The following is a 22,272-nucleotide window of genomic DNA, read 5'->3' as shown; positions in this document are numbered from 1 at the left end:
GGCCTGTTCATGGTCGTCCGGCTCGGTAGAGTGCACGTGGTGGGCGCCTTCTCGATCGCTGCCAAGCTCGACCGGCTGTTCCGCCAGGTCCGCGTGCCGGGCCAGGCGGAGCCGAGCTACATGGCGGTCGCCGAGGCGATCCGCGCGCGGCAGGGTGTGCCGATCTCGCACACGTACATCTGGCAGCTTCGCACCGGCCGCCGCGACAATCCGACCATCCAGCACCTGACCGCCCTGGCCACCTATTTCGGCGTGCCGGTGGCGTATTTTCTGGACGACGAGCAGACCCGGCGGGTCGACGCCCAGCTGGATCTGCTGCAGAGCATCCGCGACGCCGGGGTCACCGAGATCGCTTTGCGGGCCGCCGACGTGTCGCCGCAGGGCCGCGAGACGATCAGCGAGCTGATCCGGAAGATCTGGGAGTCGGAGCAGCAGCCGCCGGCGTGACCTCGATCCGGCGATAGGCGCGGCTCACCCGGCTCAGCCATGCCACCTCGTCGGCCATCTCCGGCCCGACCATGGCGAACCCTGGCGAGCTACCCGACGGCGGCGCACCTTCCGCGCGACGCCGCAGGGCTTCCGCGATTGCCGCGGCTTCCGCTTCCGGCGTTTCCGGCAAGACCCCGTGGACGTACGGGCGGAGAGCCAGCATCCCGTCCCTGATCTCGATCACCCGCCGGTACAGCCGGAGCCGCACGTCGTCCACCCCGGCCAGCTCCACCACCGCCCGGCGCGGCGAGAAGAGGACGACCTCGGGAAACGCGTCCCGCACGGCCGTCCACAGCGGCCGCAGGGCCAGCAGCGACCGGTACTCGGCCAGCACCACCCGGGCCCGCCGCCCGGCCGGCACCAGCGCCCCGCCCACCGCCAGCAGCGTCCCGGCGCCCGCCAGGTGGCGGGCGGGCGCCGTCAGGCCGCCGGCGCCCAGCAGCAGCGGAAGCGCCGCGGCCGCGGAGAGCGCGATCAGCGCCCAGCCGGCCGCGATGGTGCGCAGCCCGAGCCGCGGCAGGCCGGCCGGCGCCGTCCGGGCCACCGACCAGAACAGCACGATGCCGCCGGTCAGCACCGCGACGAGGTAGCCTTCGCGCACCACCCAGAACGCCACCGTGGCGGCCGCCGCGTCGTCCGGCCGGTCCGGGCTGGGGCCGATGCCGCCCGCCACGGCGTCCAGCGCCACGAGGGCGGCCAGCACCGTCCCGGTCAGCGCCCACTGCCCGCGCGGGACGCCCCGGCCGGTCAGCACCGCCAGGAACCGCAGCAGCAGGAACGCCGAGACGACGACCAGCAGATGGATCAGGATCGGCCGGCCGGTCGCCCGGGCCACGGCGGGAAACGTGAACGTCTCGGCCACCGACCCCGCGCACAGGCAGGCCCACATCGCCCGCTGCCGCCGGTCCCGCAGCAGCGTCGGCAGCCGCAGCACGGTGGCGCCCCACAGCACGGCCGGCGGGAGGATCTCGAAGATCACTCGAGGAAGCCGAAGGCGTCGGCCAGCGGGCCGATCCGTCCCGGCGGCGCCGAGCGGCCGCGGATCAGCGAGGCCAGCATCTCGGCCTCGCGCTCCTGCTGGGTGGGGTAGCTGACCCGGCCCAGCACCCGGCGTACGGTGGCCGGGTCGAGGTCCGGGAAGAGCCGGTCGAGAGCGCCCGCCGAGCCGGAGTGCCCGCAGAGGATGTGCGCGAGCTCGTGCAGCACGATGTGCTCGGCGTGCAGCGGCGAGGTGCCGGGGTCGTGGAAGACGTGGTCGGCCCGGTCGGTGGCGATCCACAGGCCGCAGGGCGCCTCGGCGGCCAGCCCGGGGACCGGGCGCCGGATCAGCGGGCGGCCGCGGCGGGCGGCCACCTCGGCGCAGAACGCGTCGAGGTCGAACGGCCGGGGGACCCGGATGCCCCGCAGGCGCCGCTCGCTCCGCCACCGCAGAACCGTCACCGGCGAAACGTTACCCGGGGGCGGGTATGCACGGAACTGCGCGAAGAGAGCGCTTCCCGAACAGGGAGCTGCGGGGGGCTGTGGAAAACCCCACGTGACGGTTAACTATTCGGCCCGCGTCTGCATAGCCTTACGAATCGCGGGGCAGAAACCAGTTCGACCGCGGATTCGAAGCCGGAGGTGGCTGGCATGGAGAAGTACGTCTACGACTTCGCCGAGGGCAACAAGGACATGAAGGATCTGCTCGGCGGGAAGGGCGCGAACCTCGCCGAGATGACCAACCTCGGCCTGCCCGTGCCGGCCGGCTTCACGATCACCACCGAGGCGTGCCAGCGTTACCTCGCCCAGGGCACCCAGGTCGACGGTCTCGACGCGGAGATCGACCGGCACCTCGCCCAGCTGGAGGAGGCGATGGGCCGCCGGCTCGGCGACGCGGCCGACCCGTTGCTGGTCTCGGTCCGCTCCGGCGCCAAGTTCTCGATGCCGGGCATGATGGAGACTGTCCTGAATGTCGGGCTCAACGACGAGTCGGTGGCCGGGCTCTCCCGTCAGGCGGGGGGCAACGACCGGTTCGCCTGGGACTCGTACCGCCGGCTGATCCAGATGTTCGGCAAGACCGTGTGCGACGTGCCCGGCGAGGAGTTCGAGGACGCCCTGCACAAGGCCAAGCAGGCCAAGGGCGTCAAGGACGACGTACAGCTGGACGCCGACGACCTCAAGGCGCTGGTCGCCGCGTACAAGAAGGTCTTCGTCAAGCATGTCGGCCACGAGTTCCCGCAGGACCCGCGGCACCAGCTCGACCTCGCGATCGAGGCGGTCTTCCGCTCGTGGAACGCCGACCGCGCGGTCCTCTACCGCCGCCAGGAGCGCATCCCGGCCGACCTGGGCACCGCGGTCAACGTGGTCGCCATGGTCTTCGGCAACCTCGGCCCCGACTCCGGCACCGGCGTCGCCTTCACCCGCGACCCGGCCACCGGCGAGAGCGGCATCTACGGCGACTACCTGCAGAACGCGCAGGGCGAGGACGTGGTCGCCGGCATCCGCAACACGCTCCCGCTCGCCGACCTCGAAAAGATCGACCAGAAGTCGTACGGCGAGTTGCTCGCCATCATGGCGACCCTCGAGGGGCACTACCACGACCTGTGCGACATCGAGTTCACCATCGAGCGCGGCAAGCTGTGGATGCTGCAGACCCGGGTCGGCAAGCGGACCGCCGCCGCCGCGTTCACCATCGCCGCCCAGCTCATCGACGAGGGCATGATCGACCTGGACGAGGCGCTCGTCCGGGTCAGCGGCGCCCAGCTCGCCCAGCTGATGTTCCCCCGCTTCGACCTCTCCGGCGACCCGCAGGCGATCACCCGGGCCGTGGGCGCGTCGCCGGGTGCCGCCGTCGGCGAGGTGGTCTTCACCTCCGCGCACGCGGTCGAGGAGGCGGCCAAGGGCAAGAACGTCATTCTCGTACGCCGGGAGACCAACCCGGACGACCTGCCCGGCATGATCGCGGCGCAGGGCATCCTGACCAGCCGTGGCGGCAAGACCTCGCACGCCGCCGTCGTCGCCCGCGGCATGGGCAAGACCTGCGTCTGCGGCGCCGACCACATCGAGGTCGGCCGGGACCAGTTCACCGTGGACGGGCACGTGGTGCGCGAGGGCGACACGATCTCGATCGACGGCACCACCGGCCGGGTCTACCTCGGCGAGGTGCCGGTGCGGCCGTCCGAGGTGGTGCAGTACTTCGAGGGCGACCTGGACCCCGCCCGGGCGAATGATCCGCTGGTCGCCGCCGTACACCTGCTCATGACGCACGCGGATGAAAAGGCCAAGCTGAAGGTACGCACCAACGCCGACACCGGTGCGGATGCCGCACGGGCGCGGCGCTTCGGTGCGCACGGCATCGGCCTCTGCCGCACCGAGCACATGTTCCTCGGCGACCGCCGGGAGCTGGTCGAGCGGCTGATCCTGGCGCACAACCCGACCGAGCGCAAGGACGCGCTCGACGCCCTGCAGCCGCTGCAGAAGGCGGACTTCCTGGAGATCTTCCGCGAGATGAACGGGCTGCCGGTCACCGTACGGCTGATCGACCCGCCGCTGCACGAGTTCCTGCCGTCGCTGGAGGAGCTCGCCGTGCAGGTGGCGGTGGCCGAGGCGCGCGGCGAGGAGTCCGAGCGCGACAAGCGGATGCTGGCCGCGGTGCGCCGGATGCACGAGCAGAACCCGATGCTCGGCCTGCGCGGCGTACGGCTGGGTCTGGTCATTCCGGGTTTGTTCGCGATGCAGGTGCGGGCGATCGCCGAGGCGGCGGTCGCGCTGGCGAAGGAGGGCGGGCACCCGCGGCCGGAGATCATGGTGCCGCTGGTCGGCGCCGTCCAGGAGCTGGAGACGGTACGCCACGAGGCCGAGCGGATCATCGCCGAGGTGGTCGGCGACTCCGGCGTCGAGGTGCTGATCGGCACGATGATCGAGGTGCCGCGGGCGGCGCTGACCGCCGGGCAGATCGCCGAGGCCGCCGAGTTCTTCTCGTTCGGCACCAACGACCTTACCCAGATGGGCTGGGGCTTCTCCCGGGACGACGTCGAGGGCGCGTTCTTCTGGCGCTACCTGGAGCTGGGTATCTTCGGCATCAGCCCGTTCGAGTCGATCGACCGGGACGGGGTCGGCCGGCTGGTCCGGATCGCCGCGGAGGAGGGCCGGGCCGCGCGCCCCGGCCTCAAGCTGGGCGTCTGCGGCGAGCACGGCGGCGACCCGGAGTCGGTGCACTTCTTCCACGAGGTGGGCCTCGACTACGTGTCCTGCTCGCCGTTCCGGGTACCGGTGGCCCGGCTCGAGGCCGGCCGCGCGGCGGTGGAATCGGCCGGTTCCGACCACCGCTGACGAATTGTTCGTGGCCCTCCGGTGGATGTCTCCGCCGGAGGGCGCCAAATGTCGTACGGCGGGTCTAGGTTCGGGCTGGACAGGACATCACCAGCCAAAGGAGCCTGCGATGGCGTCTCAGCTCAACCCGTATCTGACCTTCGACGGCAATGCCCGCCAGGCGATGGAGTTCTACCAGTCCGTCCTCGGCGGCGAGCTCAAAATCAACACGTTCGGCGAGTTCGGCAACCCCGACCCGGCGGTGAAAGACCTCGTGATGCACGCGAATCTCGACACGCCCCAGGGCTACCGCCTGATGGCCTCCGACACCGCGCCCGGCATGACGCTCAACCCCGGCAACAACGTGACCGTCAGCCTCAGCGGCGACCCGGGCGAGGGCCTGGAAGAGGTGTGGGCAAAGCTCTCCGACGGCGGCGAGGTGCACGTCCCCTTCGAGAAGCAGATGTGGGGCGACACCTTCGGCCAGTGCAAGGACAAGTTCGGCATCCAGTGGATGGTCGACGTGGTCGGCGCGTGACGGGGCTCTGGGCCGGGCGGCTCGCTCGCTGCCCGGCCCGCCTGAGACGGTAGCCGGCGAACCACTCAGCCGAGGTGGAGGACGGTGCCGTAGAAGTCGAGCAGCAGCCCTCGGATCACCCCGTGATTCTGCCCGGTCCGGCGGGCGGACAGCGGCCCCTTGACATGCACCTGGGTTGAGGTCTGATGCTGGCGCGCATGGATGTGGACGCCTACCTCGAGCGCATCGGCGCGGACCGGTCGACCGGCCTGCGCGAACTGCATCGGCTGCACCAGACCGCGGTGCCCTTCGAGAATCTCGGCATCCACCTGGGCGAGCCCGTCTCGCTCGCCCCGGCGGATCTGCACGAGAAGATCGTCCGCCGCCGCCGGGGTGGCTTCTGTTACGAGCTGAACGGCCTGTTCGCCCTGCTGCTGGAGGAGTTGGGGCACGAGGTGACCCGGCTGGGCGCCCGGGTGGACGGTGGTCCGCCGTTCGACCACCTGACGCTGCTGGTGGACGGGGTCTGGCTGGTCGACGTGGGCTTCGGCGCACACAGCACGTACCCGCTGCGCTTCGACGGCCGCTCGCCGCAGCCGGACCCCGGTGGCGAGTTCACGATCGTCCCCGCCGCCGACGGCGACGTCGACGTCGTCAAGGACGGCAAGCCGGAGTACCGCATCGAGATGCGAAGGCGCGAGCTGCCGGACTTCGTCCCGACGTGCTGGTGGCAGACGACCTCGCCGGACTCCCACTTCACCCGCAAGACGATCTGCACCCGCCTCGACGGCGACGGCCGCATCACGATCAGCGGCCGCACCTTCATCGAGACCCGGGGCGACTCGCGTACGGAACACGAGCTCGACACCGACGAGACCTTGCTGGCCGCCTACCGCGACCGGTTCCACATCAGCCTGCCCCGTGCGCCCACGCGTCCCCTGTCGCCTGCGAGCTGAACCTTCCCGGGGCATGCTGGGCGGATGGGATCAATGACACGGCAGGAAGCGATCGACTTCATCGGCATGGGCACCCGCACCGGCAAACTGGCCACCGCGTCGCCGACCGGGAAACCGCACGTGGCGCCGGTGTGGTTCGTGGTCGACGGCGACGACCTGGTGTTCACCACCAACGAGGGAACCGTCAAGGGCCGCAACCTGCGCGCCAATCCACACGCGGCGGTCACCGTGGACATTTCCGAGTACCCCTACGCCTTCGCCGTGGTCCGTGGCCCGGTCACCCTCGAACGGCAGGCTCCGGACCTGCTCGCCTGGACCACAAAAATCGCCGAACGGTACGTCCCACCCCGGCTCGCCCCCGACTTCGGCAAACGAAACGCCGTCGACGGCGAAGCCCTGTGCCGCCTGCACCTCACCCACATCACCGGCGCCGTCGACATCGCCCTGTAGCGTCTCAGGCGGGCGTGAGCCGGTACCGTCACAAGGAATCGTGTCAACCGGCCCGCATCACCACGGCGGACATCCCCGCCGCCGCAGGCCGGTAGCCGCGTTGTCCGCGGCGAGCGTCTCGACCCGCCGTATCACAGCGTCGACGACCTGACGGGGGAGCCGGGCTGGGTCGCCGTCCCCGACGATGTGCAGCGGCAGCGGATCTCAGCGATTTGTTCGGGTGACGCCTGGGTGCTCGACTCGGCGTACGGGAAGTGGCGCGAGGTGCCGCTCGCCCGTGCCGGCCTCGTGGGCGGACTGGACCTGCCGAGGTGGCGCTCGCTCGGCAGGCTACTGCGCCGGACCGCCGCGCGGATGTTCCGGCGTACCGGAATCTGCACCAGCAACCGGGAGTCACTGCGTTCGACGCTGTCCGCGGACTCCATCGTGGCGTGGCACTTTCCGATCGTTCGCCCGCAAGCGCCGCCTGGGCCAAGTTGTCGCTTGCCGGCGCCGCGGCACGGTCGGCGATCTGCTGAGCGTGCCGCGATCCTGCGGTGCGAGGTTGCGGGGCGGGCGGACGATGTGGGAGTGCTGGTTGTGTCCCGAGCTCGGGGCGAGTGGGTAATGTGGCGGGTCGGGCGGCAGCGGCTCGCCTGGCGGCCTGCTCGCTACGAGTCGTCGTGGCCGTCCGCGCCACCCGGATACAGCGCGAATCCGTACTCCGCCCTGTTCTGCCTGCTGGCGACCGTAGTGGTGTTGCCGTGCCGGGCGGTCACCAACCGGTGGCCGGTGATCTGCTACGTGACGGTTCCGTTCGACGTCGAGATGCGGATGCGGCGCAGCCGGCCCATGCCTCGCGCGGACGCTGATGTGGTGGCTCGGCGGTGGGCGGCATACATCGAACGGTTCGACGCGCCGCCGCCCTATCCGGACGATCTGCGGTGGCGTACCGGGGAGGGGATCGGATTCGACCTTGGGCCGGACGTGCCCGCCGATCCAGACGTGACGCGCAGATGGCGTACCGCCGACGTGCCGCCCGATCCGAGCTGAGTCAGGCCGGCGGAGTATGGATGCGCGCCCACCGTTAGAGCGCTTCCATCGAATTGCCGACGCCTGAGACATGTTTGACAGTCAGTGGTGCGGCGATGGTGTGTTACTGCCATTTCCTGCCCAGCTACGGCCGGTCGCCCAGCTGCTGTCGAGGGTGTGGCCCAGTCGCTGCAGCAGCCAGGGCCACGGTCCGTGGTCGCTGGTCGCGTCGTCCATCCACAGTTCCCGATGATGCAGGCGCCCGCGTCGGCTCACGCCGCCCTCCTCCGCGAACAGACCTGCCGCCTCAAACCGAAATATTTCTCCGACCGGACGGCCGGCCGCGACCTTTGGTCCGCCGGCAACGGACGGCCGTGATCGGCGTGTCAGCTGTACGCCCGGTCGTCGTAGGGATCGTAGGCGTCGTAGGGGCCCTCTTCATCCGGCGGCTCCTCGTCGGTTGCCCAGAAGTCGTCGGCCTCGGGAGGCGACGCGGCCGGGCGGCCCGAGGGGGCGGGCCCGGCTGTCATGCCGAGCCGGGTGGACGGCGCTGCGGGGGCGCCGGACCGGGAGGCCGGGGCGGTGCGGCCCTGGGGCCGGGAGACCGGGGCAGCGAGGGCCTCGGGCCCGGAGGCGGGGGCCTCGGGCCGGGAGGCGGGGGCCTCGGGCCGGGAGGCGGGGGCCTCGGGCCGGGAGGCCGACGATGGGGGAGTGCCGGGCCGGGCCGCGGCGGGCTCGGGTGCTCCGAATCGGGAGGACACGGCCGGTGCGGGGGCGGGCGTCGCCGGGGCGGAGGTCGTGGGGGCGGCGGTCGCTGGGGCTGGGCCGCCCGCGGCGAGGGTGTCGAGGACCTGCTGGCCGAACTTGGTGAGTTTGCTCTGGCCGACGCCGCTGACCGTGGCCAGCTGGGTGAGTGAGGTCGGCCGGAGCGTTGCGATCGCCTTCAGGGTGGCGTCGTGGAAGATGACGTACGCGGGGACGCCCTGCTCCTTGGCCGTAGCCGCGCGCCAGGCGCGCAGGCGCTCGAAGTCGGGGGCCGCCTCGGGCGGGAAATCGGCCGGGGCCGCCGCGGCGCCGGGAGTGCCCGCGGCGGCGGGAGTGGAGGCGCGAGAGCGCGGCGGGCGGGGCGGTTTCGGGGCCTCGCGGCGCATCATCACCTTGACATCGCCGCGCAGGACCTCGGCGCTGGTCGGGGTCAGCACCAGCGTGCCGTACTCGCCCTCGACCGCCAGGTAGCCCGCCGCCAGCAGCCGGCGGACCACGCCGCGCCACTCCTGGTCGCGTAGGTCGGCGCCGATGCCGAAGACCTTCAGCTCGTCGTGGCGGAACTGGCGCACCTTGTCGGTCTGCTTGCCGAGCAGGATGTCGATCGACTGGCCGGCCCCGAATTTCTGGCCGCGCTCGCGCTGCAGCCGCAGCACCGTGGACAGCAGTTTCTGCGCCGGGACCGTGCCGTCCCACGATTCCGGCGGGGTCAGGCAGGTGTCGCAGTTGCCGCAGCCGGCCGCCTCGCCCTTCTGCCCGAAATACGCCAGCAGCTGGGCCCGGCGGCAGGTCACCGTCTCGCACAGGGCCAGCATCGCGTCGAGGTGCTGGGACGCGTTGCGCCGGAAGTTGGCGTCGCCCTCCGAGCTTTCGATCATCTTGCGCTGCTGCACCACGTCCTGCAGGCCATACGCCAGCCAGGCGGTGGACGGCAACCCGTCGCGGCCGGCGCGGCCCGTCTCCTGGTAGTAGCCCTCCACCGATTTCGGCAGGTCGAGGTGGGCCACGAAGCGGACGTCGGGCTTGTCGATGCCCATGCCGAACGCGATCGTCGCCACCATGACCAGTCCGTCCTCCCGGAGGAACCGGGCCTGGTTGGACGCGCGGGTGCGGCTGTCCAGGCCCGCGTGGTAGGGCAACGCCGGGATGCCCTGCTGGGCCAGGAACTCGGCCGTCTTCTCCACCGAGGCGCGGGACAGGCAGTAGACGATGCCGGAGTCGCCGGGGTGCTCGCCGCGCAGCAGGTCGAGCAGCTGGCGGCGGGGCTCGGCCTTGGGGACGATCCGATACTGGATATTCGGCCGGTCGAAGCTGGCGGTGAAGTGCCGGGCGCCGGTCAGCTGGAGGCGGGTGGCGATCTCCTCCCGGGTGGCGCTGGTCGCGGTCGCGGTCAGCGCTATCCGCGGGACGTCGGGCCAGCGCTCGTGCAGCATCGACAGGCCGAGGTAGTCGGGGCGGAAGTCGTGGCCCCACTGGGAGACGCAGTGCGCCTCGTCGATCGCGAACAGCGAGATCTTGCCGCGGTCGAGCAGCCGCTGGGTGGCCGGCACGCCGAGGCCCTCGGGCGCCACATACAGCAGGTCGAGCTCGCCGTTGACGAACTCGGCCTCGACCACGCGGCGCTCGCCGATGTCCTGCGTGGAATTCAGGAAGTTCGCCCGGACGCCGAGCGTGCGCAGCGCGTCGACCTGGTCCTGCATCAGCGCGATCAGCGGGGAGATCACCACGCCGGTGCCGGGGCGGACCAGGGCCGGGATCTGGTAGCACAGCGACTTGCCGCCGCCGGTCGGCATCAGCACGAGCGCGTCGCCGCCGGCGACCACGTGCTCGATGATCTCGCGCTGGCTGCCCCGGAAGTCGGGATAGCCGAAGACGCGGTTGAGCACCTCGGTGGCGGCGGACGCGGGAACCATGGGAGCCGAAGTCACCCCGCGATACTAGAGAGACCGGCCGACATTTCGCGGAGGGCTGTGGACAACCCGACGAGCTCGAGGATGACCCGGGCCGGGGAGCCGGCGGAGGCGTGCAGCGTGAGCGGGGCTTTCTGCTCGTCGTGCCGCCCGGTCAGCTGATGCAGGACCGACACGCCGGCGCTGGCCAGGTGGGTCACCCCGGAGAGGTCCACGGTCATCGGCACCGTGCCGCCCCGGCTGCGCCGCAGCAGCTCGGCCAGGGTGTTCCCGGCGGTGATCGTGTCCACCTCGCCCTCGATCCGCACCCGGGTCTCGTCCCCGCCCGGTTCCTCGACGATCCGGTAAACCGAGTTAACCGAAAAATCGGAAATGCCCAAAACGGGTGCGTCGAGCAGTCGCGCCGGCTGTACCAGCGTGTGCGACAGCCGGGCGGTAGTACCCGAGGTGGCCGGCTCCACGACGAGACTGTCGACGAGCCGAGCGGCCATCGCCAGCCCCCGGCCCCGGTTGGGCGACGCCGACGGCTCCAGCCAGGCCCCCTCGTCCCGTACCGAAACGGAGATCTGCCCCGCCGCCGTGAGCGACCCGCGCACGGTGACCATGGTCCGGGCGTGCTCGATCGCGTTGGTGATCAGCTCGCCCAGCGCGTGCTGCAGGACGAAGGCGTCCTGGCTGCCGGCCCCGGTCGCGGCCAGCCAGCCACCGATCTCCTCCCGCGCCGCCCGCAGGACGGCCGGCTCCGGCGGCAGGTCGAGGACCAGCGGCGGGGGAAGCGGCACCCGCTCGGCGGCCAGCAGCGTGATGTCGTCGTGGTGCCCGGTCGCCCGCACCAGCAGCTCCACCGCCTGGGTGCAGACCCGTGCCGCCGCCGACGACCCCGGCTCGCGCAGCGCCCGCCCGGCCGCGCAGTCCGCCGCCACCGAGGCCAGTTCCGCGCCGCCGGTGACGTGGTCGCGGCCGGGCCGCTCGAGGATCCCGTCGGAGTAGAGCAGCAGCAGGTCGCCGGGGGCCAGCCGGGCCGTGCCGATCGGGAACGACCCGCCGGTGGCCAGCGGGCTGCCGCCCGTACCGGAAAGGAATTGGGTTTTTCCGGCGGAGGACACGACCAGGGGCGGCGGATGACCGGCGGTGCAGTAGGTCAGTTCGCCGGAGACCGGGTCCAGTTCGGCGACGCAGACCGTGGTGGCGTGCGCGCCGGGGGAGCGGCTCGCGAACCGGTCGGCCGCCGCGAGCGCCTCGAGGATCCCGGCGCCGTCGTCGAGCCGGTCCCGCAGCACCGCCCGCAGCTGGCCCATCACGCCGGAGGCGGCGACGCCGTGGCCGACCACGTCGCCGACGATCAGCGCGACCCGGCCGTCCCGCTGGGCGACCGCGTCGAACCAGTCCCCGCCGGCCGAGGTGCCCGCGTCGGCGAGCAGGTAGCTGGCCGCCACCCGCAGGCCGGGCAGCACCGGCAGCCCGGCCGGCAGCAACTCCCGCTGCAGCGAGTTGATCACCTCGAGGGTCTCCGCGTACCGCTGCTGGGCGATCGCGGTGGCCTGCCGCTGGCGGACCAGCTCGGTGACGTCGGAACCGACCCCGATCACCCCCTGGACCGCGCCGGCCCGGGAGAGCCAGGGGGTGATCGTGAAGCTCACGAAGATCTCGCGCACCGAGCCGTCCGGCTGGTCCAGGTGCACCCGCCACTCCTGCGCGGCGACCGGCGCGCCCGTGTCGTACGCCTCGTGGAACTTGTCGACGACCTGCTGCCCGATCAGGTCGCTGAGCACGTCCCGGATCGGCACCCCGTCCCACGGCCGGCCGGGCAGCAACGCCCGGGTCGTCTCGCTGAGCGTGAGCACGCGCAGGTCGGGCCCCTCGCAGACGGCCAGGAGGAACGGCACCTGGTCGAGGGCGACGAGCCGGGGGTCGTCGGTCATTCCCCCATCGTGCCGGAGAGCTACTCGGCCAGTGGTAGCTCGATCGTGTGAGCCGTGTGCGAGGCCTTGGTGGCCAGGTACCGGACATTCGCCGCGGACATGTGCACTCCGGTCGGGATCCGCTGCGCCACTTCGATGCCGCAGGACTCCAGCTGGACCGCTTTGTCCGGGTTGTTGGAGAGCAGGCGTACGCGGTCGGCACCCAGCGCCAGCAGCATCTGCGCGGCGGCCGTGTAGTCCCGCTCGTCCTCGCCGTGGCCGAGCGCGACGTTCGCCTCGTACGTGTCCAGCCCGGCGTCCTGCAGCGCGTACGCGTCCAGCTTGGCGTACAGCCCGATACCGCGGCCCTCCTGGCGCAGGTACAGCAGGAATCCGCCCTGGTCGGTGATCCGCTCGGCGGCCTCGCGCAACTGCGGCCCGCAGTCGCAGCGCTGGCTGCCGAACACGTCCCCGGTCAGGCACTCGCTGTGCGGCCGGACCAGCGGCGCCCGGCCGCCGGCCGCGGACTTGGTCAGCGCCCGCTGCCAGTCGCCGAGGCCGAGCGCGATGTGCTCCTTGCCGTCGACCAGGTTGTCGAAGGTCATCACGCGCGCCGTCGTCGTATAGCCGTCCGGGAAGCGCAGCGGAACGGTGACCTGCTGACGCACCTTGGCCTTGTCCATCGGTATCGGTCCTCCTCGTTGGTTCCCCGCTGATCTATGCCCGCCGCCGAGGTCACCGGAACGCAACAGATTGCGAACGTGCCTGCCATCGTCGCGCGGATTATCTTGTACGCAACTGTTCGACCGGGGTGACGATCGTCGCTCTACAGGAGGCGTCATCGGTGGTTGATCGTCCTTACACGCTGTTGAGCTGCGGCATGTCCATCGACGGGTACCTCGATGACGCCCGGCAGGAGAGACTGCTGCTCTCCAATGACGCCGATTTCGACCGGGTCGACGAGGTGCGGGCCGGCTGCGACGCGATCCTGGTCGGCGCGGCCACGATCCGGCAGGACGACCCGCGTCTGCTGGTGCGCTCGGCGGAACGGCGGGCCGCCCGGGTGGCGCGTGGCGAGCGTCCAGACCCGGTGAAGGTCACGGTCACCGGCCGTTGCGACATCGAGCCGGCGGCCCGCTTCTTCACCCTCGGCGAGGTCGACAAGCTGGTGTACTGCGCCACGCCCGCCCTCGGCCACGCCCGCGAGCGGCTCGGCGAGGTGGCCACGGTGATCGACGGCGGCGACCCAGTCGACCTGAATCTGGTCACCCAGGACCTGGCCGCCCGGGGTGTACGGCGCCTCATGGTCGAGGGCGGCGGCACGATGCACACCCAGTTCCTCACCGCCGGGCTCGTCGACGAGCTGCAGCTGGTGGTCGCGCCGTTCTTCGTCGGCGACTCCCGGGCCCCGCGGTTCGTCGGCGACGGCGACTTCCCGTGGGGTCCCGGGCACCGGGCCCGGCTGGCCTCGGTGCGGCAGATCGGCGACGTCGTCCTCCTGCGGTACGCCCTCTCCGACCGGTTCAGCGATACGGAGTGACATCAGGCGCCCGTGCGGGCCAGCTCACGCTGCTGGGTGGTGACGTACATCGCGGGCGCCGGCGAGACGGGCGCGGCCGCGCGTACGGCCTGGTCCACCGCGAGCGGGCGGACGGCCCGGGCCACCACGACGAAGGCACCCGGGACGGCGGCCACTAAGGCGAAGACGCCGTAGACGACCGCGATGGTCAGGCCCTGGGTGGCGCTCAGGCCGGCCGCGCCGAACGCCCAGGCGGTGACGGCCTCGCGCGGGCCCCAGCCGCCGATGTTCAGCGGCAGCGACATGGCCAGCAGCGCGAGCAGCATCAGCGGGGTGAGCCGCAGCACCGAGGCGGTCGAGCCGGCGGCGCGGGCGGCGACCACGAAGGTGGCGAGGTGCCCGGCCAGCACCACGGTCGAGGCGAGCGTGATGCCGGGCCAGTTGCGGCGGGCCAGCAGCCCGGTGCGGATCTCGGCCAGGCCGGTGCGCACGCCCGCGGCCACCTTCGAGCCGCCCTGCCGCAGCCCGCGGCAGGCCAGCACGACCAGGAGCGCGGCCGCGGCGACACTCGCGGTGACGACGGCGGCCACCGCTCCGTGCGCCTTCAGCAAGGTCAGGACCGGCGAGGGTACGGACAACAGCACGGTCAGACCCACGCCGACGAGGACGATCTGCCCCGCCGTGCGCTCCAGGACCACCGCCCGGACACTGCGCCCGACGTCGCCCTCGTCGCGCCCGTGCCGGACCGCCCGGTCCACGTCGCCGAGCACGCCGCCGGGCAGCGCCGCGTTCAGGAAGAGCGCCTTGTAGTAGTCGGCGACCGCGCCCCGCAGGGTGAGCCGCAGGCCCAGGCCGCGCGCCACCAGGCACCAGCGCCAGGCGGAGAACACCGTGGTGACCACGCCGATCGTGAATGCCACGGCCAGCGTCGGCGCGTTGAGCACCCGGAGACCGTCGAGGAAGGCGCCGGTGCCGAGCCGCCACAGCAGCACCACGAGGATGCCGGCCCCACCCAGCAGCCGCAGCCATGGCCAGATCGATCGCGTCACTTCGCCGTCCCCCTCTGTTTGCCCGTCTTCCCCTAGTACGCCGGGACGGGCACAAAGGGTTCAGCCGAAGATCGCCAAAAGGTCGACATGCCCGATCGTCGCGACGGGCGGGTTACCCACCCGCTCGCTGACATAACGCTCGAGGCGCAGGTCAGGGCGCTGTTCGGCGGCGGCTTCGGCCCAGCCGCGCAGCCATTCGGCGGTCAGCGCCGCCCGATCGGGCCCCAGCCGCCACGGGCTCGGACGGGTGATCACCGTGGCGCCGGCCTCCTGGAAGGCGGCGACGGCGGCGGCCGGGGCGTCCGGGCCGAGCAGCCGCCGGCCGCCCACCGTGCGGCGCTGGTGCTCGTTGAAGGCCGCCCCGATCGCCTCGTCCTCCGGCCGTGGTGGGTCGAGCGTGACCTCGCCGGCCACCGAGAGCGTGAACAGGGCCGGGGTACGGGCCTCGGCGCAGACCCGGGCGAGGGTGGTCACCTCGCCGGCGGTGAGCAGGTCGAGCAGCGCCGAGCAGGTGACCAGGTCGGACTCGGCCAGGTCGGCGGCGGTCAGCTCGGTGACGTCGCCCCGGACCGGTTCCACGGGAAACGGGGTGATCGCGGCGGCGTGGGCGAGCAGCGTGGGATCGCGGTCGACCAGGATCCAGCGTTTCGCGCCCGGCAGCAGCGGGGCCAGCCAGCGGGCCAGGGAGCCGGTGCCGCAGCCCAGGTCACGCACGGTGTGGATGCCCTCGGGCAGCAGGCCCACGAGCTCGGCGCTGCGGGCGGCGGCGTCGGCCGGCTCGCGCAGGCTCAGCCAGCTCTCGCTGAATTCCCCGGTCATCTGTCCAGTACCTCGCTCAGTCGTCGGGCGGTGTCGTCCCAGGTCGGGAGGGTGGCGCGGCGGGCCGCCGCGGCGGTCCGCAGCCGGGCGCGCAGGTCGGCGTCGGTGAGCCAGGCGCGCAGGGCGGCGGCCAGCGAGCTCGGGTCGTCGGGCGGGATCAGGATGCCGGGCGGGGTGCCGTCGGGCGCCTCGCCGAGGGCCTCGGGGACGCCCCCGACCCTGGTCGCGATCACCGGGAGGCAGCGGGCCAGCGCCTCGGTCACCACCATGCCGTAGGTCTCGTTGCGCGAGGGGAGAACGAACAGATCGCTTTTCCCGTACGCGTGGTCCAGCGCCGTGCCCTGCAGGGCCCCGGCGAAGTGGATGTTCCTGCTGGTGTGCGGGACGGGGGTGACCACCCGGCCGGCGAGCACGCAGGTCCACTCGAGATCGGCGAGCCGCTCCTCCAGGGCCCTGACCAGCAGGTCCTGGCCTTTCCGGGGAGTCACGGCGGCGACGCACAGCAGGCGTTTCCCGGATTTGTCCGGCACGGCCGGCTCGGCGGGAGAGACCCCGGGCTCGACGACCTTGACGTTTTTGCGCGATAGATCGTGCATATCGGAAAGGCGGGCGGCGGCGGCCTTGCTGGTGGCGATGACCGTCGCGGCCATGTGCAGGGTGGCCCGCTCGCGGGCCCGCAGTTCGGCGGCGTCCGCGGGGGAGAGGCCGGTCTCGTCGCTCAGCGGAAGGTGGACCAGGACGAACAGGCGCAGGCGCTTGCGGTGCGGGCCCAGGATCTCCGGCACGCCGCAGGCCACCAGGCCGTCCAGCAGTACGTCCGTGTTGTCGGGAATGTCGGACAGCGCCCGGGCAAGGGCCTCGCGGGCCTCGGCGTCCGGGGTCGGCCAGGAGCCGTCCACCGCCACCTCGTAGACCGGCCGGGTCGCCACCGCCCGGCCGTCCTGCGGGGTCGCCGCGCCGGAGAGCAGGTTGAGCACGACGCGGTCGTAGCGGTTGCCGCCGCTCGGTGCCGCCGGGTCGTCGATCGAACCCGGCAGCACCGCCCACAGCGGAGAGCTCACAGATCTCGCTCGTAGGAGGCCCAGGCGATGTGCGACTCGTGCAGCGTGACCGCGATGCCGGTCAGCCCGGCCGCGCCCGCGCCCAGGTCGCCCGCGGCCGCCTTGGCGGCGAGCCGGTCGGCGATCACCTTGGCCAGGTACTCGGTGGACGTGTTCACGCCCTGGAAGTCCGGCTCGTCGTCGAGGTTCCGGTAGCTCAGGCCGCCGCAGATGGCGTGCAGCTCCTGGCCGGCCAGGCCGATGTCGACCACGATGTTGTCGTCGTCGAGCTCGGGCCGGCGGAACGTGGCGTCGACGACGAACGTGGCGCCGTGCAGCTTCTGGGCCGGTCCGAAGACCTCGCCGGTGAAGCTGTGCGCGATCATGATGTGGTCGCGGACGGTGACGCTGAACAAGCTGCCTACTCCTCGGGGTAGTCGATCAGGTGGCACAGGGCCGGTAGGCTACCCGCCGCGAGCCGTGGCAGCACCTCGGGCAGTTCGTCGAAGGGCGAACGGCCGGTGACGAGCGCGTCGAAGGCCGGGTTCACCAGCAGGCGCAGCGCGAGCGCCAGGCGTTCACCGTACGTTCGCCCGCGGCCGGGGGCGATGCCGCCGACCTGGCTCGACCGGACGGTCAGCCGGCGGGAGTGGAAGAACTCGCCGAGCGGGACGCTGACCTGCTTGTCGCCGTACCAGCTGAGCTCGACGACGGTGCCCTCGGTGGCGAGCAGCTCCAGCGACCGGGTGAGGCCGGCCGAGGTGGCGCTGGCGTGCACGACGACGTCGCAGTCGCCCAGCGCCGCGTCCGGCAGCGTGAAGTCGACGCCGAGCGTCCGAGCCAGCTCGGCGCGGGACTCGTCGATGTCGACCAGTTGCACCCGTACGCCCGGAATTGTCGCGGCGATGGCCGCGACCGCCGCACCCACCATGCCCGCACCGACGATCGCGATCCGGTCGCCGATCAGCGGGGCGGCGTCCCACAGCGCGTTCACCGCGGTCTCCACCGTGCCGGCCAGCACCGCCCGGTGCGCGGGCACCGTGTCGGGCACCACGGTCACGGCACTGGCCGGGACGTTGAAACGGGTCTGATGCGGGTACAGGCTGAACACGGTCTTGCCGAGCAGAGCGTCCGGGCCCTGTTCGACCACGCCGACGTTCAGGTAGCCGTACTTCACCGGCGCCGGGAAGTCGCCCTCCTGGAACGGGGCCCGCATGTGCGGCCATTGGCTCTCCGGCACCCGGCCGGTGAAGACCAGCGTCTCGGTGCCCCGGCTCACCCCGGTGTGCCGGGTGCGGACCTGGACCTCGTCGCGGGCCGGCGCCGGCACCCGTTCGGGACGGATCTCTCCCCGTCCGGGGGAGGCGAGCCAGAACGCCCGTGCGTCACCCGCCATCGGCTGTCTCCTCAACTCTGCTGAACCGATCGTCGCTTGCGCGCGTGTTAAGCGCTGACAGCGGCAACCATACGCAGCCGATCTTGCACAGGAGGCACGGTGACACTCGCAGCGACGCCGACGGCGCCCGCCCGGGGACCGATGTTCGGTCTCGCGGCCCAGGTTCTCCTGCTGGCCGCCCTGGCGCTGACGCTCGGGCTCACCCCGGCCGGCCTGGCCGCGGGCGCGGCGTACGGCCTCGTGCTCTGCGGTCTGCTCGGCGCGGGCCTGCAGCGCGCCCGGATGGCCGCCCTCGGCCCGGCGAACACGGTGACCCTGGCCCGCGCGATCCTGGTCGGCGGCGTGACCGCCCTGGTGGTGACCTCCTTCGCACACCCGGTCAGCACTACCGCCCTGGTGACGGTGGCCGGCGTGGCGCTGGCCCTGGACGGGGTGGACGGCCAGGTGGCCCGCCGCACCGGGACCACCACGGCGCTCGGTGCCCGCTTCGACATGGAGATCGACGCGTTCCTGATCCTGGTGCTCAGCGTGTACGCCGGCGACCGGTTCGGGTGGTGGACGGTGGCGCTCGGCGCGTACCGGTACCTGTTCGTGGCGACGTCCTGGGCGCTCCCGTGGCTCAACGCGGCCCTGCCGCCGCGGTTCTCGCGCAAGGTCGTGGCGGCGCTGCAGGGCATCGTGCTGGCGCTGGTGACCGCGAACCTGCTGCCGCCGGTCGTGGCCGAGGGCGCGCTGCTGGTCGCGCTGGCGTCGCTGACGTGGTCGTTCGGGCGGGACACGGTCTGGCTCTACAAGGCCTCGCGGGTTCGGGCCGCGGCGCGACTGCGGTGGGCGGTTCCGCCGCAGCCGGCCCTGGTCGGCTAACCTCTCGAGGTGGACAGTTCCGAGGCGATGGGCGTCGATTCGACCCGGCCGAGCGTGGCCCGGATGTACGACTACTACCTCGGCGGCAAGGACAACTACGCCGTCGACCGGGCCGCCGCCGACGCCATGATGGCCTCGGTCCCCGAGTCGGTGCAGATGGTCGCCTCCAACCGGGAGTTCCTCGTCCGCGCGGTGCGGTACCTGGCCGCCGAGGCGGGCATCCGGCAGTTCCTCGACATCGGCTCGGGGCTGCCGACCCGGCGCAACGTGCACGAGGTCGCGCAGGCGGCCGCCCCCGGCAGCCGGGTGGTGTATGCCGACCACGACCCGCTGGCGGTGGTGCACGGCCGGGCGCTGCTCGCGGTCGACGAGAACACCCGCTACATCCACGGTGACCTGCGCGAGCCCGCGAAGATCCTGGACGATCCCCAGGTCCGCGGCCTGATCGACTTCGACCGCCCGGTCGCGGTCCTGGTCGTGGCGATCCTGCACTTCATCGGCGACCAGGACGACCCGATCGGCATCCTGCGCCGCCTGCGGGAACGGATGGTGCCGGGCAGCTACCTGGTGATCTCGCACATCCTGGACGACCCGCGCCCGCACGAGATCGGCCGCATCCTCAACGCGGCCGGGGCGCCCGCCTGGTATCCGCGTACGCGGGAAGAGATTTTGCCGTTCTTCGAGGGTTTCGAGCTGATCGGGCCGGGGCTGACGCTCCTGCCGAGGTGGCAGCCACCCGGCTCGGCCGATGCTTCGCCGCCGGAGGACGTCGCGGAACTGCGCTGGCAGGCCGCCGGGGTGGGTCGCCGGTCATAGCCCGCGATCGCCGGCGGGTGACTCTGGTGGTGGACTCAGGTCCAAGGGGACGCCTCTTTGCCACACGGCGACCACTTTGCGGGTGTTCCGGATGTCCGTACGGGGATCGCCTTCGACCAGAAGCAGGTCGGCCCGCAGGCCCGGCCGGATGCCACCACGATCTGTGAGCCCGAACGCTCCGGCCGGTGCGGAGGTTGCCGCGGCCAACGCCGGTACGGGCGGCAATCCGGCGCGTACCAGCAGTTCCAGTTCGGCGTGCAGGGTCGCGCCGAAGCCGTACACCCCGAACGGGGCGGTGATCGGCGCGGTGTCGGTGCCGGCAAGGATCGGGACACCTTCGGTGACCAGCTGATTCAACGCCTCCACGGTTGCGGCGTAGAGCCGGTTGCGGCCGGGTTCCGCGGGCCGGACAGCGGTACGGGGGCGAGCCGCCAGCACCCGGGCGGCCAGCCAAGGGTCGTCCGCCAACTCCTCGCCGAGCCGGTACCCGCAGAGTCCGCGCAGGATCGCCAGCGTCGGGATCACGAAGACCCCGTGGGCGGCCGCGAACGCACCGAAGCCGGCGCCGGTGAGCTCGCCGATGAACAGGTGCACCAGTCCGTCCACACCGGCGGCGATGGCCTCGCGCGCCTGCCGCTCGCCGAGCGTGTGCGCCACGGCGAGCACACCGCGATCGTGTGCCGCACGGACGAGCGCCGCCAGCGTGGCTCGGTCGAGCGGGCCGCCTTCGCGCGGGTCGTACACGATCTTGATGTAGTCCGAGCCTTCGTCCAGCCGCGCATCCACCCACGAGGGTGCGGCCTGCGGGCGGTCGACGGCCGGAAGCGGTTCTCCACCCATCCGTTCCAGCATGCTCCCGGGGCCGGTGGCGCCAGTGCCGGCCGTGCGGACCGAAGCCAGCCCGGCCGGTTCGGCCGTCCGCAGCTCCCGGATGCGTTGCAGCGACCGGCCGCCGCAGAACATGTCCAGCGCGGTGGTCACTCCCATGGTGGCGAGTTGCCGCAGCGGCTCGTCCGGCTCGGGCGAGACATGCACGTGCGCGTCGAACAACCCGGGCAGCAGGGTACGGCCAGCACCGTCGATGTCGGCCGGCTCGGGCGTCGCGTCGCGGACCGATGCGATCACGCCGTCCCGAACGACGACATCCTGCGCGTCGCGCATCCGCTCGCCGTCGAAGACCCGGACCCGGCCGATTCTCATGACGCCGCTCCGGCCGCGATGGCGCGGATCCGGCGTAGGTAGATCCACAGCACCGTCGCGCCGACGGCGAGGGTGCCCCAGCTGATCAGCCGCCCGGCCACGACATATGTCGATGTCGGCAGGGCGATGGCGAGCGCCAGATGCAGCAGCGCGTGCAGGATGAGAAACACCCCGACGAGTACGCCGAGTGTCGCGTCGTCGGCGGCGGGCGCCTTCAGCAGCCGGCCCAGCGGGACCGGCCGGCGGATCAATGCCGCGACCAGGAGTACCAGCCCGAGCACGAAGGTGACGGCGGCCTCGGGCAACTTCAGCGGCAGCGCGCTCCCGCCGGCGAGCGCCGACACGACACAGGCCAGCACGAAACTGATTCCCGACAGGACGGCCCACCGGTCGACCCGTCGCGAGACCAGACCGACAAGCACCTGGTACGCCAGTGGCAGCGCGCCGGCGAGCGCCAGCGCGACCGTGTCGGAGGTGGTGAACGGCCGCGCGGCGAAATACAACACTGCCGGAACGGCGAAGACCGCGACCCGCCGGAGCGCCTTCACCGGGTCCCGCCTTCCAGCCCGGCGACCGCCTGGCGTACGGCGGTGCGGACGGCATCGGCGAGCGTCCCGTCGTTGTGCCGCATCCAGTGCATGACGGCCGCGCGCTCGGCGCCCGCCACCATCCCGGCGATGACGTGTGCCCGGAACGCTCCGCTCTGGCCGCCGCCGATCCGTTCGGCGATGGCGTCACCGAGCGCCTCCTGCGCGGCGGCGGTCGCCTTGAGGTACTCGCCGTGCAGGGCCGGCTCGGCCGCGACGAGGGCACGGAACCGGCGCAGCCAGTCAGGGGGCAGTTGCTGACCGGCGCCCGGGCCGTACAGGGCGGTGACGGACTCGACCAGGGACTCGCCGATCGGTTCGTCGGCCGGGCGGCCCCGGAACTGGTCGGCCACCCCGATCGCATGACACGCCGCCGGCCACACGATCGCGGCTTCCCGGCTGGCGAAGTAGTTGTTGAACGTACGCGTGGAGACGCCGGCCGCGGCCGCGATGTCGGGCACGCGCACGCCACCGAGCCCGTGGCGCGTGGCCAGTTCGAAGGCGGCGAGGGCGAGATCGTGCCGGGTGTCGTCGCGCTGGCGATCCCGCCGGCGTACGGACATGCCCGTTGAAGGATCCATGAGCCGACGGTAGGCCCTAACTTGCCGACTACGCAAGAGCTGCGTGTCACGCAACTGCTGCGCGGTCGGCACCCCGACCGGGCGGGCCGACGCACGAGTTGCGCCGGGAGGT

The 22,272-nt window shown here is 72.2% G+C and carries 23 protein-coding genes; 9 read left to right on the top strand and 14 right to left on the bottom strand.

The features are described 5' to 3' along the window. The first annotated feature begins 39 nt into the window (after positions 1–39). A complete protein-coding gene (locus tag IH26_RS0144775; RefSeq protein WP_030442401.1) occupies positions 40–447 on the top strand; it encodes a helix-turn-helix domain-containing protein in 408 nt (135 codons plus the stop codon). Here IH26_RS0144775 and IH26_RS0144770 read toward each other — a convergent pair. Both IH26_RS0144770 and IH26_RS0144765 read right to left on the bottom strand, forming a co-directional pair. Beyond that, a complete protein-coding gene (locus IH26_RS0144770) occupies positions 395–1,468 on the bottom strand; it encodes an MAB_1171c family putative transporter (protein WP_030442400.1) in 1,074 nt (357 codons plus the stop codon). The two genes, IH26_RS0144775 and IH26_RS0144770, sit on opposite strands and share 53 nt — an antisense overlap. Further along, positions 1,465–1,929 (bottom strand): hypothetical protein, encoded by a 465-nt coding sequence (locus IH26_RS0144765; RefSeq protein ID WP_245665972.1) that lies wholly within the window; start codon positions 1,927–1,929, stop codon positions 1,465–1,467. Before IH26_RS0144765 ends, IH26_RS0144770 begins: the two co-directional genes overlap by 4 nt. A gap of 189 nt (positions 1,930–2,118) precedes the next feature. Between IH26_RS0144765 and ppdK the strand changes: the two genes are divergently transcribed. The 5 genes from ppdK (at position 2,119) to IH26_RS0144730 (ending at position 7,734) form a co-directional block, all read left to right on the top strand. Then, positions 2,119–4,800, top strand: a complete 2,682-nt coding sequence (ppdK, locus tag IH26_RS0144760; RefSeq protein WP_030442398.1) for a pyruvate, phosphate dikinase — start codon at positions 2,119–2,121, stop codon at positions 4,798–4,800. A gap of 109 nt (positions 4,801–4,909) precedes the next feature. Next, entirely contained in the window at positions 4,910–5,317 is a 408-nt protein-coding gene (locus IH26_RS0144755; RefSeq protein WP_030442397.1) for a VOC family protein, read from the top strand. 197 nt (positions 5,318–5,514) lie between these two features. Next, complete coding sequence (locus IH26_RS0144745) at positions 5,515–6,252, top strand: arylamine N-acetyltransferase family protein (protein WP_030442396.1); 738 nt, start codon at positions 5,515–5,517, stop codon at positions 6,250–6,252. Between the two features lie 33 nt (positions 6,253–6,285). Then, a complete protein-coding gene (locus tag IH26_RS0144740) occupies positions 6,286–6,702 on the top strand; it encodes a PPOX class F420-dependent oxidoreductase (protein ID WP_030442395.1) in 417 nt (138 codons plus the stop codon). A gap of 579 nt (positions 6,703–7,281) precedes the next feature. Continuing rightward, a complete protein-coding gene (locus IH26_RS0144730) occupies positions 7,282–7,734 on the top strand; it encodes a hypothetical protein (RefSeq protein ID WP_157437702.1) in 453 nt (150 codons plus the stop codon). 81 nt (positions 7,735–7,815) lie between these two features. On the opposite strand, the gene IH26_RS60580 is transcribed toward IH26_RS0144730, so the two are convergent. The 4 genes from IH26_RS60580 to IH26_RS0144705 form a co-directional block, all read right to left on the bottom strand. Next, on the bottom strand, positions 7,816–7,989 hold the full coding sequence (locus IH26_RS60580; RefSeq protein WP_157437700.1) for a hypothetical protein: 174 nt from the start codon (positions 7,987–7,989) through the stop codon (positions 7,816–7,818). 110 nt (positions 7,990–8,099) lie between these two features. Next, positions 8,100–10,391, bottom strand: a complete 2,292-nt coding sequence (gene recQ, locus IH26_RS0144715) for a DNA helicase RecQ (protein ID WP_034217387.1) — start codon at positions 10,389–10,391, stop codon at positions 8,100–8,102. An 11-nt stretch (positions 10,392–10,402) separates the two neighbouring features. After that, entirely contained in the window at positions 10,403–12,310 is a 1,908-nt protein-coding gene (locus IH26_RS0144710) for a SpoIIE family protein phosphatase (protein WP_030442391.1), read from the bottom strand. A 20-nt stretch (positions 12,311–12,330) separates the two neighbouring features. Continuing rightward, positions 12,331–12,972 (bottom strand): GTP cyclohydrolase II, encoded by a 642-nt coding sequence (locus tag IH26_RS0144705; RefSeq protein ID WP_030442390.1) that lies wholly within the window; start codon positions 12,970–12,972, stop codon positions 12,331–12,333. 161 nt (positions 12,973–13,133) lie between these two features. On the opposite strand from IH26_RS0144705, the gene IH26_RS0144700 reads away from it, so the two are divergent. Then, positions 13,134–13,829 carry a RibD family protein gene (locus tag IH26_RS0144700; RefSeq protein WP_030442389.1) on the top strand — a complete coding sequence of 232 codons (696 nt, stop codon included), beginning with the start codon at positions 13,134–13,136 and terminating at the stop codon, positions 13,827–13,829. A gap of 2 nt (positions 13,830–13,831) precedes the next feature. On the opposite strand, the gene IH26_RS0144695 is transcribed toward IH26_RS0144700, so the two are convergent. From IH26_RS0144695 to IH26_RS0144675, 5 genes are read right to left on the bottom strand one after another with little or no spacing between them, the layout of a single operon-like run. Continuing rightward, on the bottom strand, positions 13,832–14,857 hold the full coding sequence (locus IH26_RS0144695; protein WP_051809668.1) for a lysylphosphatidylglycerol synthase transmembrane domain-containing protein: 1,026 nt from the start codon (positions 14,855–14,857) through the stop codon (positions 13,832–13,834). Between the two features lie 60 nt (positions 14,858–14,917). Beyond that, the gene (locus IH26_RS0144690; protein ID WP_030442387.1) at positions 14,918–15,676 is read right to left on the bottom strand and encodes a class I SAM-dependent methyltransferase; all 759 of its coding nucleotides are present in this window, start codon (positions 15,674–15,676) and stop codon (positions 14,918–14,920) included. Further along, a complete protein-coding gene (locus IH26_RS0144685; protein ID WP_030442386.1) occupies positions 15,673–16,737 on the bottom strand; it encodes a glycosyltransferase family 4 protein in 1,065 nt (354 codons plus the stop codon). Before IH26_RS0144685 ends, IH26_RS0144690 begins: the two co-directional genes overlap by 4 nt. Next, on the bottom strand, positions 16,734–17,132 hold the full coding sequence (locus tag IH26_RS0144680; protein ID WP_030442385.1) for a 6-pyruvoyl trahydropterin synthase family protein: 399 nt from the start codon (positions 17,130–17,132) through the stop codon (positions 16,734–16,736). The genes IH26_RS0144685 and IH26_RS0144680 overlap by 4 nt, the downstream gene beginning before the upstream one ends. A gap of 5 nt (positions 17,133–17,137) precedes the next feature. Continuing rightward, on the bottom strand, positions 17,138–18,112 hold the full coding sequence (locus tag IH26_RS0144675; protein ID WP_030442384.1) for a zinc-dependent alcohol dehydrogenase: 975 nt from the start codon (positions 18,110–18,112) through the stop codon (positions 17,138–17,140). Positions 18,113–18,211: 99 nt separating this feature from the next. Between IH26_RS0144675 and IH26_RS0144670 the strand changes: the two genes are divergently transcribed. Beyond that, positions 18,212–18,976 (top strand): CDP-alcohol phosphatidyltransferase family protein, encoded by a 765-nt coding sequence (locus IH26_RS0144670; protein WP_030442383.1) that lies wholly within the window; start codon positions 18,212–18,214, stop codon positions 18,974–18,976. A gap of 27 nt (positions 18,977–19,003) precedes the next feature. Continuing rightward, the gene (locus tag IH26_RS0144665; protein WP_030442382.1) at positions 19,004–19,792 is read left to right on the top strand and encodes an SAM-dependent methyltransferase; all 789 of its coding nucleotides are present in this window, start codon (positions 19,004–19,006) and stop codon (positions 19,790–19,792) included. On the opposite strand, the gene IH26_RS60575 is transcribed toward IH26_RS0144665, so the two are convergent. From IH26_RS60575 to IH26_RS54805, 3 genes are read right to left on the bottom strand one after another with little or no spacing between them, the layout of a single operon-like run. Beyond that, positions 19,787–20,992, bottom strand: coding sequence for an amidohydrolase family protein (locus IH26_RS60575; protein WP_051809664.1), 1,206 nt, complete (start codon positions 20,990–20,992; stop codon positions 19,787–19,789). The genes IH26_RS0144665 and IH26_RS60575 overlap by 6 nt on opposite strands. Then, the gene (locus tag IH26_RS60570) at positions 20,989–21,540 is read right to left on the bottom strand and encodes a hypothetical protein (protein WP_030442380.1); all 552 of its coding nucleotides are present in this window, start codon (positions 21,538–21,540) and stop codon (positions 20,989–20,991) included. Before IH26_RS60570 ends, IH26_RS60575 begins: the two co-directional genes overlap by 4 nt. Next, entirely contained in the window at positions 21,537–22,160 is a 624-nt protein-coding gene (locus IH26_RS54805; protein ID WP_084599677.1) for an acyl-CoA-like ligand-binding transcription factor, read from the bottom strand. The genes IH26_RS60570 and IH26_RS54805 overlap by 4 nt, the downstream gene beginning before the upstream one ends. Between the last annotated feature and the right edge of the window lie 112 nt (positions 22,161–22,272).

Source organism: Actinoplanes subtropicus (genome assembly GCF_000721705.1).
Taxonomy (GTDB): domain Bacteria; phylum Actinomycetota; class Actinomycetes; order Mycobacteriales; family Micromonosporaceae; genus Actinoplanes; species Actinoplanes subtropicus.
Note: the sequence above shows the minus strand (reverse complement) of the source record. Positions and strands in the feature narration are given on the sequence as shown.

What these genes read in the sequence shown, in the direction of transcription:
- IH26_RS0144755 (WP_030442397.1), top strand. Translation starts at nt 4,910, where the DNA reads ATGGCGTCTCAGCTCAACCCGTATCTGACCTTCGACGGCAATGCCCGC.
- IH26_RS60575 (WP_051809664.1), bottom strand. Translation starts at nt 20,992, where the DNA reads ATGAGAATCGGCCGGGTCCGGGTCTTCGACGGCGAGCGGATGCGCGAC.
- ppdK (WP_030442398.1), top strand. Translation starts at nt 2,119, where the DNA reads ATGGAGAAGTACGTCTACGACTTCGCCGAGGGCAACAAGGACATGAAG.
- IH26_RS0144675 (WP_030442384.1), bottom strand. Translation starts at nt 18,112, where the DNA reads ATGGCGGGTGACGCACGGGCGTTCTGGCTCGCCTCCCCCGGACGGGGA.
- IH26_RS0144745 (WP_030442396.1), top strand. Translation starts at nt 5,515, where the DNA reads ATGGATGTGGACGCCTACCTCGAGCGCATCGGCGCGGACCGGTCGACC.
- IH26_RS0144705 (WP_030442390.1), bottom strand. Translation starts at nt 12,972, where the DNA reads ATGGACAAGGCCAAGGTGCGTCAGCAGGTCACCGTTCCGCTGCGCTTC.
- IH26_RS0144690 (WP_030442387.1), bottom strand. Translation starts at nt 15,676, where the DNA reads ATGACCGGGGAATTCAGCGAGAGCTGGCTGAGCCTGCGCGAGCCGGCC.
- recQ (WP_034217387.1), bottom strand. Translation starts at nt 10,391, where the DNA reads ATGGTTCCCGCGTCCGCCGCCACCGAGGTGCTCAACCGCGTCTTCGGC.
- IH26_RS54805 (WP_084599677.1), bottom strand. Translation starts at nt 22,160, where the DNA reads ATGGATCCTTCAACGGGCATGTCCGTACGCCGGCGGGATCGCCAGCGC.
- IH26_RS0144740 (WP_030442395.1), top strand. Translation starts at nt 6,286, where the DNA reads ATGACACGGCAGGAAGCGATCGACTTCATCGGCATGGGCACCCGCACC.
- IH26_RS0144665 (WP_030442382.1), top strand. Translation starts at nt 19,004, where the DNA reads ATGGGCGTCGATTCGACCCGGCCGAGCGTGGCCCGGATGTACGACTAC.
- IH26_RS0144710 (WP_030442391.1), bottom strand. Translation starts at nt 12,310, where the DNA reads ATGACCGACGACCCCCGGCTCGTCGCCCTCGACCAGGTGCCGTTCCTC.